Genomic DNA, 16,038 nt, shown 5'->3' on the forward strand with positions numbered 1-16,038 from the left:
TCGCGGGTTCGAGTCCCGTCCGCTCCGCCACTACTTAAGAAGCCCAGTCTAACGACTGGGCTTTTTTTCGTTTCCGATACAGCCATCATTTCCCCCGAATTGCCTTTTCTCCCTCTAGAGACTCAGTAAAACACACAAAGCCAGACGGTGGTCATGTCGGGATGGGTCCATTCCACCCTGTGTTTCTGGCGGGCGGGAATGTTGATGTGATCGCCTGGGCCCAGCTGTACCAGCTGCTGTTGCTGGGTCTGCGGATCGATGAACAGCAGGCTGGCTTCCCCCTGTACCACCAGGATCCACTCATGCTCATCCTGAGCGTACCATTCACCCGGGGCGGTTTGATGGCCGTGGGAGAGGATACGTTCGATCCGCAGGTGGTTGGTGCTGACCAGATCCTGAAAGAGTTCGGTAGGCAGTGGCGAGGGAATATCGTTCAGCAGATTGCGCGTGTGCATGGGTATCTCCCGTCTGACAGTGCGAGTGGTTCTCTGCAGTATAGGAGCGAACCTGGTGGATAAAGGTGAGAGCCGTGACAGGCAGGCAAGCAAATTCGTGCCCGAACGAGAACGATTACGGCCATTTTGATGAAAAAGTCAGGGAATTCGCTGCAATTCCGACAAATTCTTGCTATTTTGCGCGCCACGAAAGCAAACGATTTCCTTCACACTTTCAGGACAAGTTATGGCAAAGCAAGATATGGCCGCCCAATCAGGGAATGGCGGCTTTTTGGACTCTTATTTTTCCATTTCTGCGCGCGGCAGCAGCGTGCGCCAGGAGTTGCTGGCCGGGTTGACCACCTTTTTGGCCATGGTTTACAGCATCATAGTGGTGCCAAACATGCTGGGCGCCGCCGGTTTTGAACAGGGGCCGGTGTTTGTGGCCACCTGCTTGATCGCCGCCTTCGGCTCTCTGCTGATGGGGCTGTGGGCCAAGCTGCCGATGGCCATCGGTTGCGCCATCTCCCTCACCGCCTTTACCGCCTTCAGCCTGGTGCTGGGTCAGGGGCTGAGCATTCCGGTCGCGCTGGGCGCCATCTTCCTGATGGGGGTTCTGTTCACCTTGATCAGCATCACCGGCGTGCGCCAGTGGATCCTAGACAACCTGCCCTCCGGCATCGCCCATGGTACCGGCATCGGTATCGGTCTGTTCCTGCTGCTGATCGCCACCAACGGCGTCGGCATGGTGATCAAGAACGAAGGTGCCGGTCTGCCGGTTCAGCTGGGTGAAGTGACCGCCTTCCCGGTCATCATGACGGTGCTGGGTCTGGCCGCCATCTTTGGTCTGGAGCGTCGCAAGGTGCCGGGCGGCATCCTGATGGTGATCATCGCCATCTCCATTCTCGGCCTTGTGTTCGACCCGAAAGTGACCTGGCAGGGCTTCTTCGCCATGCCGAGCCTGACGGGCGAGAAGGGCTCTCTGGTGGGCAGCATGGATCTGCTGGGCGCCCTCAATCCGGTGGTGATCCCGACCGTACTGGCGCTGGTGATGACCGCGGTGTTTGACGCCACCGGCACCATCCGTGCCGTGGCCGGTCAGGCGGGCCTCATCAACGAGCGCGGCCACATCATCAGCGGCGGCAAGGCACTGACTGCCGACTCCGTCAGCAGCATGGTGGCGGGTGCCGTCGGTGGTGCACCGGCTGCCGTCTACATCGAATCTGCCGCAGGCACCGCCGCCGGTGGCAAGACCGGTCTGACCGCTGCCCTGGTCGGCGTGCTGTTCCTGCTGATGATCTTCCTCTCGCCGCTGAGCTATCTGGTACCGGCCTACGCCACCGCGCCGGCGCTGATGTACGTCGGTCTGCTGATGCTGGGCAACGTCACCAAACTGGACTTCAACGACTCGGTCGATGCGCTCTCCGGCATGCTGTGCGCCGTCTTTATCGTGCTCACCTGCAACATCGTTACCGGCATCATGCTGGGCTTTGTGGCGCTGGTCGTCGGTCGTCTGTTTGCCGCCGAGTGGAAGAAGCTCAATATCGGTACCGTGATCATTGCCGTGGCACTGGTGATCTTCTATGCCGGTGGTTGGGCCATCTAAGGCTCCCGGTTTACGTGAAGGGCTCCTGCGGGGGCCCTTTTTGTTGGCTGTGAGACGGCTAACAGTTTTCCTCATATTGGCTCCGCGCTGTTTCAGATTGAAACGCCGACCACCCTTCTGCCGTTTCAGATCCGAACCAAACTCCCGGTTATTTTTATCCTGATTTCTGTCGTTAGACTGGCTCCATCAACCATCTGCCTACCCGTGTGGTGGCAAGCCAAGGAGTGAGCCATGAAGAAACTGATCAATGCCGTCGATGCCGTGGTCCGTGAACAATTGATGGGGATGGCGGCCGCCCACCCCGAGCTCAAGGTCCGTATCGAGCCACACTACATCACCCGTGCCGACTCCCCCGTGATGGGCAAGGTGGCGCTGGTCTCCGGTGGTGGCAGCGGCCACGAGCCGATGCACGGCGGTCTGGTGGGCAAGGGGATGCTGGATGGTGCCTGCCCCGGCGAGATCTTTACCTCGCCGACCCCGGATCAGATGTATGAGTGCGGCCAGGCGGTCGACGGCGGTGCCGGCGTGCTGTTTCTGGTGAAGAACTACACCGGGGACGTGCTCAACTTCGAGACCGCGGTCGAGCTGCTGCACGGTGACGGGGTCAAGGTGGGCTTCGCCCTCATCGATGACGACGTGGCGGTCAAAGACAGCCTCTATACCGCCGGCCGTCGTGGTGTCGCCACGACCGTGCTGTGCGAGAAGCTGGTCGGTGCCGCCGCCGAGGCGGGCTACGATCTGGCGCGCTGTGAGGCGCTGGCCCGCCGCATCAACAACCAGAGTCGCACCATAGGCGTCGCTACCCACGCCTGTACCGTACCGGCCGCTGGCAAGCCCTCCTTCACCCTGGCGGACAACGAGCTGGAATTTGGTGTGGGCATTCATGGCGAGCCGGGCATAGCGCGCCGTCCCTTCACCAATCTCGACACCCTGGTGGGTGACATGTTCAATGAACTGGCGGACAACACTCCTTATGGCCGTACCCTGCGCCACTGGGACAGAGCCTCCGGCAGCTGGCAGGAGGAGCACACCTTCATCGAGCCGTTCAACAAGGGCGATCGCGTCATCGCACTGGTCAACAGCCTGGGCGGCACTCCCATCTCCGAGCTCTACGGCGTCTATGGTCGACTCGCCACCCTGTGCGAAGAGGCTGGCATCCATCTGGTGCGCAACCTGATCGGCCCCTACTGCACCTCCCTCGACATGACCGGCATCTCCATCACCCTGCTCAAGGTGGATGACGAGCTGATGACCCTGTGGGATGCCCCCGTTCACACCCCGGCCTTGCGCCGTGGCTGCTAAGGAGTCCTCATTCCCATGTTAAGCAAACATCAGATCGTCAACTGGCTGCTCGACTGCGAACACATCTTCACCGAGCAGCGTGACTACCTCACGGCGCTGGATACCGACATCGGCGACGGCGACCACGGCCTCAACATGCAGCGCGGCTTTACCAAGGTGGCCGAAAAGCTGCCGGCAGTGGCGGACAAGGACATCGGCCAGGTACTGAAAACCACCGGCATGACCCTGCTCTCCTCGGTCGGCGGCGCCAGCGGCCCGCTCTACGGCACCTTCTTCATCCGGGCCGCGGCCAGCAGCGATGCCTGCCAGAGCCTGACCCTCGGCCAGCTTGGCAAGATGCTGAGCGACGGGGTGGAGGGGATCGTCTCGCGCGGCCGCGCCGAGCCGGGTGATAAGACCATGTGCGACGCCTGGTGGCCGGCCCTGGCCGCCCTGCAGCAGGCAGAGCAGCAAGGCTTGCCGCTGCCCGAGGCGCTGGACAAGGCGGTGGCGGCCGCTGCCGCCGGCACCGAGGCCACCATTCAGATGCAGGCCCGCAAGGGGCGCGCCAGCTACCTTGGCGAGCGCAGCATCGGCCATCAGGATGCTGGGGCCACCTCGACCCTGCTGCTGCTGACCGCCCTGCGTGACAGAGCGAGGTTGTGACATGATCGGAATCGTAGTGGTCTCTCACAGCGCCATGCTGGCAGCCGGCTTGAAAGCGCTGGCCGACCAGCTGGGTAGCCCGGCGAAACTGTTGCTGGCGGCCGGGGTCGATGACCCCGACCACCCCATCGGCACCGACGCCATCGCCGTGATGAGTGCGATTGAAGAAGCGGACGACGGCAGCGGCGTGCTGGTACTGATGGATCTGGGCAGCGCCCTGCTCAGCGCTGAAACCGCCCTCGAGCTGTTGCCCCCGGAACTGAGTGCCCGGGTGCGGCTCTGCCCGGCCCCGCTGGTCGAGGGCACCCTGGCCGCCGTGGTGGCGGCCGGATCCGGTCTGACGCTGGACGAGGTCGCCGCCGAGGCGCTCGGTGCGCTGGGCCCGAAACAGGCGATGCTGACGGGCAAGGCGGAGCCGCAGGATGTCGAGGCCGCTCCTGCCCCCGACGACGGCTGGCTGCGCTGCGAGGTGGTGGTGGACAATCCCCACGGCCTGCATGTGCGCCCCGCCGCCCGCCTGGTGGCGGCACTCAAGCCTTTTGCCGCCGAACTCAGGCTGCAAAAAGAGGATAAAGAGGCCAACCCCCGCAGCCTGACCCGGCTCACCATGCTCAACGTGCGCCAGGGTGACCGGCTCACCCTGCTGGCGCGCGGGGAGGATGCCGAGGCCGCCTTGGCCTGCTTCCAGCAGCTGGCTGCGGAGCGCTTCGGCGACTGACGCCACTGTTTCAAGGCGCTGCACCCGCTCGCTGAGCCGGTGCAGCCCCATTCAAGACGAAGGAGTCCCCGGCACTGCCGCCCCTTCGCCCCTGTTAGTTTCAAAAGATGTCTTATGAACTAGAGAGAGGGATAAAATATGGACCGCATCATCATCAGCCCCAGCAAATACGTGCAAGGCAACGGGGCCCTCGCCAACATCGGCAACTACGTCAAGGCGCTCGGCGCCAAGCCGCTGATCCTGGCCGACGCCTTCGTCACCAAGCTGGTTGGCGATACCGTGGCCACCAGCTTCCACGGGGCAGGCATCCAGCCCGAGTTCGACTGCTTCAACGGCGAGTGCTCGCGCCCCGAGATCGACCGCCTGCTGGCGCGCTGCAAGCAGACCCCGTTTGACGTCATCATCGGCATCGGCGGCGGCAAGACGCTGGATACCGCCAAGTCGGTCGCTTTCTACCAGCAGGTGCCTGTGGTCATAGTGCCGACCATCGCCTCCACCGATGCCCCCACCAGTGCGCTGGCGGTCATCTACACCCCGGAAGGGCAGTTCAGCGAATACCTGATGATCCCGACCAACCCCAACATGGTCATCATGGATACCGGCGTGGTCGCCCGTGCCCCGGTGCGGCTGCTGGTCTCCGGCATGGGGGATGCGCTCTCCACCTACTTCGAGGCGCGCGCCAACAAGGTGTCCGGTTGCCAGACCATGGCCGGTGGCGCCTCCACCCTGGCGGCGCAGGCCATCGCCGAGCTCTGCTACAAGACCCTGCTGGCCGATGGCTACAAGGCCAAGCTGGCGGTGGAGCAGGGGCTCTGCACCAAGGCGGTGGAGAACATCATCGAGGCCAACACCTATCTGAGCGGTATCGGCTTCGAGAGCAGCGGTCTGGCCGCCGCCCACGCCGTTCACAACGGCCTGACCCAGCTGGCCGAGTGTCACCACCTCTATCACGGTGAGAAAGTGGCGTTCGGTACCCTGGTGCAGCTGGTGCTGGAGAACGCGCCGATGGCGGAGATCGAAACCGTGCTGGCTTTCTGCCGCTCGATCGGCCTGCCCACCAACCTGCATATGATGGGGGTCAAGGAGCTGGACATGGCGCGCCTGATGGACGTGGCCAAGGCCTCCACTGCGGAAGGGGAGACCATCCACAACATGCCGTTCAAGGTCACCGCCGAGGACGTGCTGGCGGCCATCGTCACCGCCCACCAGCTGGGGCTGTAACCGGGCCACGGCTGACCTTGCCATATAAAGATGGCCCCGCATCTGCGGGGCCTTTTTATTTTCAGTGGGTCTGTTGGCGAAAGCTCGGCTCATCGTCAGCCGTGATAGTCGGCGGGATCGATCTCGAGCAGTTTCAGCCGTCGCCAGAGGGTGGTGCGGCCGATCCCCAGTTGCTGGGCCATCTGGCTCACCTGCCCCTTGCAGGCGTGGGCGCAGCGCAAGATGGCTTGACGCTCCAGCTCGGCCAGGGTGAGCAGTGGTTGTCCCACCACCTCGTCCGCCACCAGCTGATGGCCGTGGCGAATGGGGGCCGGCAGCGCCTCGGGCGGGATCTGCGGCTGGCTGGAGTGGAGCAGGGCATGCTCGATGGCACTGCGCAGCTCCCCCAGGTTGCCAGGCCAGGGGTAGGCGAGCAGGCAGTCGAGGGCCGCCGGACTGAACTGGCGCCCCGGCTCGCGCCCCTGCGCCCCCAGCTGCTGGCTGATGAGGCCCGGCAGATCGGCAGTGCGCTCGCGCAGGCTCGGCAGCCACAGTTCGCACGCCTGCAGCGCATAGAGCAACTGCCGCCCGAAGTGCCCCTCTTGCACCTTCTGCTCCAGCGCGGCGCTGCTGGTAGCGATGATCCGTACCTTGAGCGGCAGGATACGGGCCGAGTCGAAGCGCTGGAGGCGGCCGGTCTTGAGCAGTTGCAGCAGCGCCGCCTGCATGGGGGCAGAGAGGCACTCCACCTGCTCCAGCACCAGGGTGCCACCGTGGGCCAGTTCGAACTTGCCGGCCCGCTCCTGTCCTGCTTCGTCAGAGCCCATCAGCTCCAGCGCCATCCGCTCGCTTGGCAGCGCCTGGCAGTTGAGGGTGACAAGCGGGCCGGCGGCCTGCTCGCTGCCAAAGTGAATCGCCTCCGCCAGCTGGGCCTTGCCCACCTCCTCCTCGCCGCGCAGCAGGATGGGGCCCGGGCTTTGGGCCGCCTGCCTGGCGTAACGCAGCAGCTTGCGCATGGCGCTCGATTCCCCCACCAGCGCCGACAGCTCGGGCACCGTCTGCCGCAGCTGATGGATGGCTCGCAGCCGATCGACCGGGTGCAGCAGCACGATAAAGCTGACGCCGTCCGGCCCGGGCAGCGGCTTGAGGCTCACCAGCGCACTGATGAACTCCGCCTCCTGCCCGCCCACCCGCTCCAGGGTTACCTCCACGTGGCTCAGGGTGGTCTGCCCCTTGATGGCGAGCTGCAACCGCTGGGGCAGCAGCAGGTGCTGCTCCAGCGGCTGGCCGAGGCAGAGATCCGGGTCGAGCCGCAGCCGCCTGGCCGCCAGGGCGTTGAGGTAGCGCAGCCGGCCCTGCGGGTCCCAGGCCAGCACGCCGTCATCCATGCCGTCGAGCAGGGCGTAGAGCTCGCTCAGGTGGTGCTGGGACTCCTGCATCAGGGTCTCCATCTGCAGCAGGTGGGCCAGCTCGCGCCCGGCGCTGACGGTGAGTGCCAGATCGCCGGCGCTCGCCTCTTCCACCTTGCAGGTCAGCGCCATGATGGCGACCTGACGGCCGTTGCTGTTGTAGACCGGGCTGGCGCAGCAGTGCCAGGGGTGCAGGGTCTGGTTGAAGTGCTGGGCACCGCTGATGCAGAGTGGCATCCCCTCCAGCGCCGCCAGATTGATGGCATTGGTGCCGATGCGCCCCTCGCTGAAGAAGGCGCCGGGGCCAAACCCAAGCACTGCCAGCTCCGCTAGCGTGTCGGGGTGGCCGGTCTGGGCCAGCAGGCAGCCGCTCTCGTCGGTGAGCAGCAGGGCGCAGGGGCGCCCCTCCATGAATTCGTAGAGATCCTCGAGCGCCATCTCGCCGGTGGTGAGCAGGTCGCGCTTGCGCTGGCGCAGGCTCTGCAAGGTCTGCCCCTTGGCGCTGTGGGGCGGATGCCAGAGGGTGGCGCTGGTCTGGTGGGCGCAGCGCAGCCAGGAGGCTTGCAGATAGTCAGGCCAGGCCCGGGCTGGCGGTATGGAGGCGGACAGGATGGTCACGACAAGATCCGGCAAAGAGACGAACGCCCATTTAACCACCCTTGCCGACCCGATTCAGTGACCTGCCTCAGAGGGATGGCAAACCATCCTCGGCGGGAGCCGGGTCGGCAAACTGCAACTCAAGCCAGCGACAGAAGGCGCGGCACTCCGGCATGGTCTCGCTCTCCTGATGCACCAGCAGATGCCACTGCGGCCCCTTGACCCTGTGGGTAGAGAGCGGCAACAGCTGCCCCTGCTGACGAGCGGGACGGGAGAGCTGCTCGCTCACCAGGGCGATGCCGAGCCCCTGGCAGGCGGCGTCCAGCAAGAGGCCGGGATCGGAGAAGTTGAGCCCCCGGGTCTGCAGGTGCAGATCCTCTCCACCCTTGAGGGTCCAGTGGTGCCAGTCCAGCTCCCGCTCTCCGTGCAGAGTGGTGCGCTCTGCCGCAGGTAGCGCCAGCACGGCGGGGGCCGCCACCGGCAGCAGGTGGTCTGCCAGCAGCAGCTGGTGGCGGCACTCGGCCTGGGGAGCCAGTTCCCAGCGCAGGGCGAGATCGATGGTCTGCTCGGCCATGTCGGGCTCTTCGTCGCTGGTGAACAGCCAGAGATCGACCTCGGGATGGGCGCGATGAAACGCCCCCAGCCGCGGCAGCAGCCAGTGGCGGGCGAGGGCGGTGCTGGTGTTGAGCACCAGCTGGTTGGGCTTGCGGTACTGCTCCAGCCGCTGGATCCCCATCGCCAGCTGCAGCAGCACGCTCTGGGTGGTCTCCAGCAGATCCTGCCCCGCATCGGTGAGGGCGACCGAGCGCCCCTGCCGGTGAAACAGCGGCTGGCCCAGCAGCTCCTCCAGCGAGCGGATCTGCTGGCTGATGGCGGACTGGGTCAGGTGCAGCGCCTGCGCCGCCTGATGAAAACTGCCGAGCCGGGCCGCCGCCTCAAAGCCCCGCAGCACGTTGAGCGGGGGCCACTGCTTGAACACCATTGATTAGCTCCACTTATCACTTTTACGGAAAATCGATCGTTTGTTCGCCATCCATGCAGCGGATAGTCTATTACTCAGCGTGATTCGATTAACAGCGCTTGTTTTTGATCCCCCTTTTGTTGGGCCCGGACGCTCAGGTTCGAGCCCGTTTTCACAGGAGTCATCTCATGTCATCCCGTCGCCATGTTCTGAAACAGCTGGCCGCCCTCGGCGCCTTGGTCGGGCTGGGTACGCTGCCAAAGGCCAAGGCCGCCGCAACCGTCGCCAGCTCGGCAGACGCCCGCTTCTACATGCCGGAAGAGTCGACGTTTCAGACCCGGGTCTGGGTGGCGTTTGCCGCCAGCGAGGCCATCTGGGGCAGCGACTATCCGGCGGTGCAGGCCACCATAGGCCGGCTGGTACAGGCCATGGTGCCTTATACCCAGGTGAACGTGCTCTGCCGCGAAACCGAACAGGCGCTGGCCCGCCAGCTCTGCGGCGAGCAGAACACCCGCTTTGTCGTCGCCGAGCTGGACGACATCTGGCTGCGGGATACCGGCGGCGTCTTCGTCCAGAACGAGGAGGGGGAGCTGGCGTTGGTGGATTTCAACTTCAACGGCTGGGGTGACAAGCAGGAGCACGAACAGGATGCCGGCGTCGCCGAGCTGGTCAGCCAGCAGGCCAAGGTCCGTTATCTGCAGAGCAAGCTGACCGGCGAGGGGGGCGGCATCGAGGTGGATGGCAACGGCACCGCCATCCTGACCGAGAGCTGCTGGCTCAACAGCAACCGCAATCTGGAAGTGAGCAAGGCGCAACTGGAGGCGGAGCTGAAAGCCAATCTGGGGCTGCGCAAAATCATCTGGCTGCCGGGCATCAAGGGCCGTGACATCACAGATGCCCACGTCGACTTTTACGCCCGCTTCGTGCGCCCCGGGGTGGTGGTGGTCAATCTGGACAACGACCCCCAGTCTCACGACTACGAGGTGACCCGCCGGCATCTGGCCATCCTCAAGCAGGCCACCGATGCGGACGGCAACAAGCTGGAGCTGCATGTGCTGCCGCCACCGCTGGACGGGCGGGACAACCGCTTTAGCCGCAGCCGCGACTTTGCCGCCGGCTACATCAACTATCTGCCGATCAATGGCGCCGTCATTGCCCCCGAGTTTGGCGACAAGGCCGCCGACAGCTACTGCCACGAGTTGCTGACCCGCCTCTATCCGGGCCGCGAAATCGTGCAGATCAATATCGATCCGGTGGCCGCCGGAGGCGGCGGGATTCACTGCATCACCCTGCACCAGCCCGCCTGACCCTCATCTGCCAGCTGATAACCCGAGGCGTTGCCACGCCCCGGGATATTTGTCTCCGCCCATTTCTGTTGACCACAAGCCCCTGACCCACCGCCGTTCTGTATCTTGGCCAGCTATGTCATATGGAGTGTCACCTTGGTCACATTCCCGAGTTATTCAAGTAGCTGAGACGGGATGGCGCTTTCCATTACCGCTCGAGGAGTGTATTTTTGCCCGATGGCCAAAAATAGAGCCAAAGGAAGATGTCTGGCGAATACGTTCAGCACCAGAGATTGGTCGGCAATGTTGTGATTTAAAATGAATTTTTCGTGGCGGTGATCAGGGCAAACTGGAGTTATATGAAAGGCTCTATTAACGGATTAGCACTGCCCTCAATCTAATCACCATTAGACTACTTTTACATGGGAGTAAATATTTTGTTCGAGAGCCAAGAAATCATATTTTTAAAACAAAACACTACAGAGCTTGTACCAGACCACTCTTTGACGTTAAATTATAAGAAAGGAAATTTAGACTGGTACGTTTCTGTTGGTCGACCAGGCTACCAAAATGATGGCGCTACACTCAGCATAAATGAGGCGTTTACTTGTTTTTTTGGTGACTTATTCGAAGTTAGGCTTCTCGATGCGGACTACGATAGCGCTCGAATTTTATTGACAAAATTACCTGTATTAAAAGAAGCGGAAAGCATTTTTAATTAATCTCAATTTTTTAAAGGCAATAATACAGACTTTACTGAAAAAGAAGTTGTAATACTAAGAAAGCAAATGGATCTAATGAGAGACCGTATTGAAGGTCTTGTTCAGCTCACAGAGATTCAGCAGGACTACTTAGAAAAGTCATTTGAAATGTTAAAGGAAAAATTAGATCAAGGAAGTAAAGAAGGGTGGCGACAAGCGGCTTATGGCGTTGTTACAAGTGTCGCATGTACCTTTGCTACTGATATTACTTCAGCAAGAAACTTATTTGATATTTTTGGAACTTATATTACTTCAGCATCAAATTTCTTACTGACAAACAGTTAACGAATACCTCAAGAGGGACTGTTAACGCGTGGCGCTTCCAGTCCCTTAGACGGACGTTAGGTTTTCAGCATTTTAAGAGGGCTTCATGGAATACGTCACTATCGGAAGTTTATTGGCTGCTTTAATGTCTATATTGGCAACGTTTTCTGTACAAAGATTAAGCAATAAACATAGCGCACTAGAAGGACTCTTAAATCGTAATCATTCAACTACCTTGGCCGCATTGAACCATGCTTACTCTAAAGAAGCTCACGCGGCCAATCACCTCTATACACGAAAGGCCTCGCACTTAGAAAAGGCTGGACAGATTGTCGGAGATTTGAATTTTTGGGCCGAGAAATGTGTTGTTCCAAGAACTCGAGTTGATTTCGGTTCTAAACAAGAAATTGCTGACCGAATGTCACGAGCCTTTGAAGATCTTACTCAGCACACAATGCAGTTTCCTGTTGCATTTAAGAGAATTGAAGGCTTTCAAACGCACATGGGGAATTTAATGGCTTCGGTAAATTTCATCGAAAACATGGTGCACTCGCAAAATTTCAGTGCAGAATCAGACGCATGGAAAAATGCTGTGTTGAGATTTATGAACGAGCTTTCGCCACTAACTAGCGCCCTTCAAAACGAAATTGAAGTTTTGATGCAACAAACCTAACAATGCCTTCAGAAACGCTTTACTTCGTTCCGATGGGACAGGCTTACGCTTCGCTCCAGCCCGTAGGTTCGATTAGCCGTCAGGCGTAATCGGACATTCGCGTAAATCCATTTCCCCGCAATAACGGCCATCCATATTCCCCCTCTGCCAAATGCCGCTGATTCATGGAAATACCGGGACGGCGGCATCTCGATCGTCCGATTACGCTTCGCTAATCGAACCTACATGGGGCGGTAATACACAAAAGAGCCACCCGATGGGCGGCTCTTTATATCAGTGATGGATGGCTGAATCGTCTTTCGACCGAATCGTTATTGGGCCTTGGGTGGTTCCACCGCGGCGGTCGCCGGTTGGTCATCTTCCTTGATCCAGGCATCCAGCAGGGTGTAGCCCACCGCCAGCACTACCGGGCCGATAAAGAGGCCGATGATCCCCATCGCCAGCAAGCCGCCGATAACCCCCACCAGAATGAGGATCAGCGGCAGGTCGGCACCACGTTTGATCAGGAAGGGGCGCAGGAAGTTGTCCATGGTGCCCGCCAGCAGCGACCAGACCAGCAGGAAGGTGCCCCAGGTGGTGTCGCCGCTCCAGTAGAGGTAGCCGACACAGGCCAGCAGCACCGGGAAGGGGCCGATCTGGGCGACGATCAGCAGGAACATCACCACCACCAGGATCATGGTGTAGGGGATGCCGGCAATCAGCAGACCCAGCCCTGCCACCGAGGATTGCACCAGGGCGGTCACCACGACCCCCATGGCCACGGCGCGGATCGCCTGTGAAGCGAGCACGGTGGCGTTGTCGCCGCGCTCGCCGGCCAGCCGGTGGGCGAAACGGCGAATGCCGGTCGCCACCACTTCACCGGAGTGGTAGAGCAGGCCGCAGATGCCGACGGTCAGCAGGAAGTGGACGAACAGCAGCCCCAGATTACCCGCCTGGGAGGCGAGCCAGCGGGCGGTCTGGCCAAAATAAGGGGCCAGCTTGGCAAACAACACCTGACCGCCGCTCGCCAGGATCTGCTGCCAGAAGTCATAGAGCTTGCCGCCCACCAGCGGCACCTGCTGCAGCCAGAGCAGCTCGGGAGGTGGGGAGTGGCTGATGGTGGTACCGAGCTCAATTAGCATGGGCGCCTTCTCCGCCACGTTGGCCAGCGCCATGAAGAGCGGGATGACGAACATCAGCAGCAGTACCAGGGTCATGCTGAGGGCCGCTAGGGCGCGCTTGCCCCACAGCAGGCGCTGCACCATCAGCATCAGCGGCCAGGTGGCGATGGTGATCATGGTGGCCCACACCAGGGCGGGCAGGAAGGGGCGCAGTACCATGAAGCAGGAGACGATGAGGAGGCTGAGAAACAGCACTCCCAGGGTTATCTTGGCCAAATCCACTTTTTTCATATTCATAGCAATCCCTTGTCAGGGCCTGGGCCCTTGGGTAGCGGGTCATTATTCACGAGTGAGAGTATCCACCAGAGACCGGCGCTCAACCAGAGCCCCAGGCAACAATAAAGTAGCCACTGGCCGAGCAGGATAAGCCAGGAGCTGGTCAGCCAGAGCGGCAGTGCCCACCAGAGTGCCCCCAGCGGCAGGCCGCCGAGCAGCGCCAGCAGCGGGGGGCGCCAGCCGGTCTGCGTCGTGCGCGGCAGCGGCAACAACATGCCAAGGGTCAGCCCCAGACTGAAGGTGGCCAGGCCCGCCAGCGCCGAGGATTGGCTCCACCCGGCGGCCAGCGCGCAGGCGAAGGTGAGCCCGGCCCAGCTCCACGGCTTGGCCGCCAGGTTGGCGAGGCGGGGATGCAGGGCCAGCAGCAATGCGCCAAGCAGCAGGCCTGCCGCCACATCCGACAGGAAGTGAACTCCGAGCCAGACCCGGGCCAGCCCGGTCAGGGCCGCCAGCAGCAGGGCCAGGACGGTGCTGCGCCAGGGGTTGGCGGGCCAGCACCCTCTGAGCAATGCGCCCCAGAACAGCAGTGCCGAGGCGGCGTGGCCGCTCGGCATGCCGAAGCCCTGGGCGCTGCCTTGTGCCAGCGCGGGATCGAGGTGGAAGGGTCTGGGCCAGCCAATCCCCTCCTTGGCCACCTGCACCAGCAGGGCGAGGGTCAGCATGGCCAGCAGCAACTGGCGCACCCGGGGCCAGCCCAGCCAGGGCAGCAGCAAGGGTAGCAGGGCAAGCTGAAAGGCGGCTGAACCGAACAGATTGCTGAGCTCGAGCCAGCGCACCTGGGCACCGAGCCAGGTTTGCAGCTGGTGGATCAGCGGCACTTCCATTTGGTGCAGTGCATTGCCCTCGCCACGAAAATCGGGCTGCCACAGCACGGGGCTGTCGGGAATGGCGGCCAGTTGGGGGGCCAGCCAGTCGAGCTGCGCCGGAAAGCGGTGTTGATCATCCGGCAACCGGACCGGAGCGATCAGCCTGGCATTGAGGATCTCGCCGCCCAGATTGGGGGCCCGCAGCAGGGAGACAAAGCCAGAACCGGTCTGTGCGCGAATGGGTTCCAGAGTCTGGCAGGCGAACAGCAGAGCGCGCTGCCATGACCCCAGCTCGGCGATGACCCGGCCCCGCAGGCCGGTCTCTTCGTACAGCTCCCGCAGCGCCGCCTGCTGCGGCGTCTCGCCCGCATCTATGTAGCCGCCGGTCAGGCTGTAGCGGGACGAGACCCTGTCCTGTACCAGCAACAGCTGTTGTTGATGTTTGACGACGCAGACGGCGGCGCCTGGCGCGGCCAGGGCGGGCAATCCCGCCAGCAGGAGGCAGAACAGCAAAAAACAGTAGCGCGACATGACCGCCTGACGAGTGAGGGAGAATGGGCACAAGCGTCACAGAAATCAGATAGTTGGGCAATGGTTTCAAGTCAGGCTTCGCTACTTGGGGCGGCCTGGCGAGGGGCCGGCCGGCTGCGCAAGGATTGCCGTGGGGAGAGGCAGTCCCTAGTATTGGCAGCTATGTTATTTTCATGCAGCAAACCTTGGGACCTTCCATGAAACAGTTTGGCTTTTTTCTGGGTATCGCCATCGGCGTCATCCTGATCCTGTTCGGCAGCATCGTCATCTTCCAGGCCCTGCCTGCCGCGCTGGACGTGCTGGAGATGCCGAGCCGCATCCCCTTCGTGCGCGAGGTTTACACCTGGCTGATGACCAGCGCCAGCGGCCTGACCGGCCAGCTGGAGCAGAACTTCCTGGAAGCGTTCCAGACCGTGCTCAAGCTGATCCTGCTCATCACCTTCATGTGGGTCTGTGTCAAGCTGGTCAACATGGGGGTCTTGATCATCCGTGCCGGGGTGGACCTCATCCGCACCGCCATCGAGCACAGCGAAAGTGCCCAGACCAAGAAGTCCGATCACGACCACCACTTCCAGTGAGCGGATCGCACCATGAAACAGGCCACCCTCGGGTGGCCTGTTTGCATCTTGGGTTTATTCGATCGTGGGCAGGTGATCCGCCGGCGGTGACTGCACCACATCCTGATAGCGGGCGATGAGCCGCTTGAAGGCCTCCCCCTGTCTGACCTTGTCGAGCGCCTGCTGCAGGCGGGCGACCTGCTGTTTGTCCGCCGCCGGGTTGAAGGCGAAGCAGTTGTCCTGATCCGCCAGGGTGGCGACGGTGACGAAGGTATCGGGCGAAAAACCGAGCTGCCTTGCCTGGTGGAACAGCATGACTTCGTTGCCGGCCACCAGATCGGTGCGGGCCATGATGAGCTGGCGCACCACCTGATCCATGCGCTCCACCGACATCAGGTTGGCGGGGCTGATGCCCCGGTTGAGCAGCAGCTGCTCCCCCACGTCCGCCTGCATGACCCCGATCTGCAGCTTGGTCAGATCCGCCTTGCCGGTCACCTTGGGGGCATCCCGCTTGCGCCCTACCAGCGAGACCCGCGAGTGACTGATGGGGCAGACCCAGAGAAAGTGCGGATCCCGCGCCTGGGTGTGGGCTGTGGTGAACAGCACGGCGTCCGGCTGCTGGGTCAGCAGGTACCAGGCCTTGGCCCAGGGCATGAAGTGGATGGGCTGCTCCGGCTCGCCCATCTCCTGCCACATCAGTCTCAGCAGCTCCACCGCCAGGCCGGTGCTGTTGCCCTGCTCATCCTGGCCGTTGAACGGCATGTTCTGCTCGGAGTAATAGGTGAACGCCGAGGCGGGCAGGGCTGTGCCAAGACAGCAGCAGATCATCAGGCTGAGCAGACGCGACATGGC

Annotated in this window: 16 protein-coding genes; 10 read left to right on the forward strand and 6 right to left on the reverse strand. The window is 62.0% G+C overall.

Going from position 1 to position 16,038, the window contains the following annotated elements; genetic code table 11:
* Positions 1-122: 122 nt before the first annotated feature.
* Positions 123-455 carry a cupin domain-containing protein gene (locus tag OKC44_RS20845; protein WP_270814884.1) on the reverse strand — a complete coding sequence of 111 codons (333 nt, stop codon included), beginning with the start codon at positions 453-455 and terminating at the stop codon, positions 123-125.
* A 226-nt stretch (positions 456-681) separates the two neighbouring features.
* Here OKC44_RS20845 and OKC44_RS20850 point away from each other — a divergent pair, with 226 nt between their 5' ends.
* The 5 genes from OKC44_RS20850 to OKC44_RS20870 all read left to right on the forward strand — a co-directional run bounded on the left by OKC44_RS20850 (position 682) and on the right by OKC44_RS20870 (position 5,926).
* Positions 682-2,040, forward strand: coding sequence for an NCS2 family permease (locus tag OKC44_RS20850; protein ID WP_070169624.1), 1,359 nt, complete (start codon positions 682-684; stop codon positions 2,038-2,040).
* 231 nt (positions 2,041-2,271) lie between these two features.
* A complete protein-coding gene (dhaK, locus tag OKC44_RS20855) occupies positions 2,272-3,342 on the forward strand; it encodes a dihydroxyacetone kinase subunit DhaK (RefSeq protein WP_158196496.1) in 1,071 nt (356 codons plus the stop codon).
* A gap of 15 nt (positions 3,343-3,357) precedes the next feature.
* On the forward strand, positions 3,358-3,987 hold the full coding sequence (gene dhaL, locus OKC44_RS20860) for a dihydroxyacetone kinase subunit DhaL (protein ID WP_016352257.1): 630 nt from the start codon (positions 3,358-3,360) through the stop codon (positions 3,985-3,987).
* Between the two features lies 1 nt (position 3,988).
* Complete coding sequence (gene dhaM, locus OKC44_RS20865) at positions 3,989-4,705, forward strand: dihydroxyacetone kinase phosphoryl donor subunit DhaM (protein WP_073352063.1); 717 nt, start codon at positions 3,989-3,991, stop codon at positions 4,703-4,705.
* 138 nt (positions 4,706-4,843) lie between these two features.
* A complete protein-coding gene (locus tag OKC44_RS20870) occupies positions 4,844-5,926 on the forward strand; it encodes a glycerol dehydrogenase (RefSeq protein ID WP_139749572.1) in 1,083 nt (360 codons plus the stop codon).
* Between the two features lie 95 nt (positions 5,927-6,021).
* On the opposite strand, the gene dhaR is transcribed toward OKC44_RS20870, so the two are convergent.
* Positions 6,022-7,932: a dihydroxyacetone kinase operon transcriptional regulator DhaR gene (gene dhaR / locus OKC44_RS20875; protein WP_270814889.1), complete on the reverse strand. Its 1,911-nt coding sequence runs from the start codon at positions 7,930-7,932 to the stop codon at positions 6,022-6,024.
* Between the two features lie 67 nt (positions 7,933-7,999).
* Complete coding sequence (locus OKC44_RS20880; protein ID WP_270814891.1) at positions 8,000-8,893, reverse strand: LysR family transcriptional regulator; 894 nt, start codon at positions 8,891-8,893, stop codon at positions 8,000-8,002.
* Between the two features lie 167 nt (positions 8,894-9,060).
* Between OKC44_RS20880 and OKC44_RS20885 the strand changes: the two genes are divergently transcribed.
* The 4 genes from OKC44_RS20885 to OKC44_RS20900 all read left to right on the forward strand — a co-directional run bounded on the left by OKC44_RS20885 (position 9,061) and on the right by OKC44_RS20900 (position 11,856).
* Complete coding sequence (locus OKC44_RS20885) at positions 9,061-10,179, forward strand: agmatine deiminase family protein (protein WP_270814892.1); 1,119 nt, start codon at positions 9,061-9,063, stop codon at positions 10,177-10,179.
* Between the two features lie 416 nt (positions 10,180-10,595).
* Complete coding sequence (locus OKC44_RS20890) at positions 10,596-10,880, forward strand: hypothetical protein (protein ID WP_270814893.1); 285 nt, start codon at positions 10,596-10,598, stop codon at positions 10,878-10,880.
* A gap of 75 nt (positions 10,881-10,955) precedes the next feature.
* Positions 10,956-11,204 carry a hypothetical protein gene (locus OKC44_RS20895; protein WP_270814894.1) on the forward strand — a complete coding sequence of 83 codons (249 nt, stop codon included), beginning with the start codon at positions 10,956-10,958 and terminating at the stop codon, positions 11,202-11,204.
* An 85-nt stretch (positions 11,205-11,289) separates the two neighbouring features.
* Positions 11,290-11,856, forward strand: coding sequence for a hypothetical protein (locus OKC44_RS20900; RefSeq protein ID WP_270814895.1), 567 nt, complete (start codon positions 11,290-11,292; stop codon positions 11,854-11,856).
* A 311-nt stretch (positions 11,857-12,167) separates the two neighbouring features.
* Here the strand turns inward: OKC44_RS20900 and ydiK are convergent, their stop codons facing one another.
* Both ydiK and OKC44_RS20910 read right to left on the reverse strand, forming a co-directional pair.
* Complete coding sequence (ydiK, locus tag OKC44_RS20905; RefSeq protein ID WP_017410775.1) at positions 12,168-13,253, reverse strand: AI-2E family transporter YdiK; 1,086 nt, start codon at positions 13,251-13,253, stop codon at positions 12,168-12,170.
* A complete protein-coding gene (locus OKC44_RS20910) occupies positions 13,250-14,629 on the reverse strand; it encodes a bifunctional NUDIX hydrolase/phosphatase PAP2 family protein (protein ID WP_270814898.1) in 1,380 nt (459 codons plus the stop codon). Before OKC44_RS20910 ends, ydiK begins: the two co-directional genes overlap by 4 nt.
* 197 nt (positions 14,630-14,826) lie before the next feature.
* On the opposite strand from OKC44_RS20910, the gene OKC44_RS20915 reads away from it, so the two are divergent.
* A complete protein-coding gene (locus tag OKC44_RS20915; protein WP_024946339.1) occupies positions 14,827-15,207 on the forward strand; it encodes a hypothetical protein in 381 nt (126 codons plus the stop codon).
* A gap of 54 nt (positions 15,208-15,261) precedes the next feature.
* On the opposite strand, the gene OKC44_RS20920 is transcribed toward OKC44_RS20915, so the two are convergent.
* A complete protein-coding gene (locus OKC44_RS20920; RefSeq protein WP_135318829.1) occupies positions 15,262-16,035 on the reverse strand; it encodes a substrate-binding periplasmic protein in 774 nt (257 codons plus the stop codon).
* Between the last annotated feature and the right edge of the window lie 3 nt (positions 16,036-16,038).

It is taken from the genome of Aeromonas sp. S41-2, assembly GCF_027705845.1.
In the GTDB taxonomy this organism is placed as follows: Bacteria; Pseudomonadota; Gammaproteobacteria; order Enterobacterales; family Aeromonadaceae; genus Aeromonas; species Aeromonas hydrophila.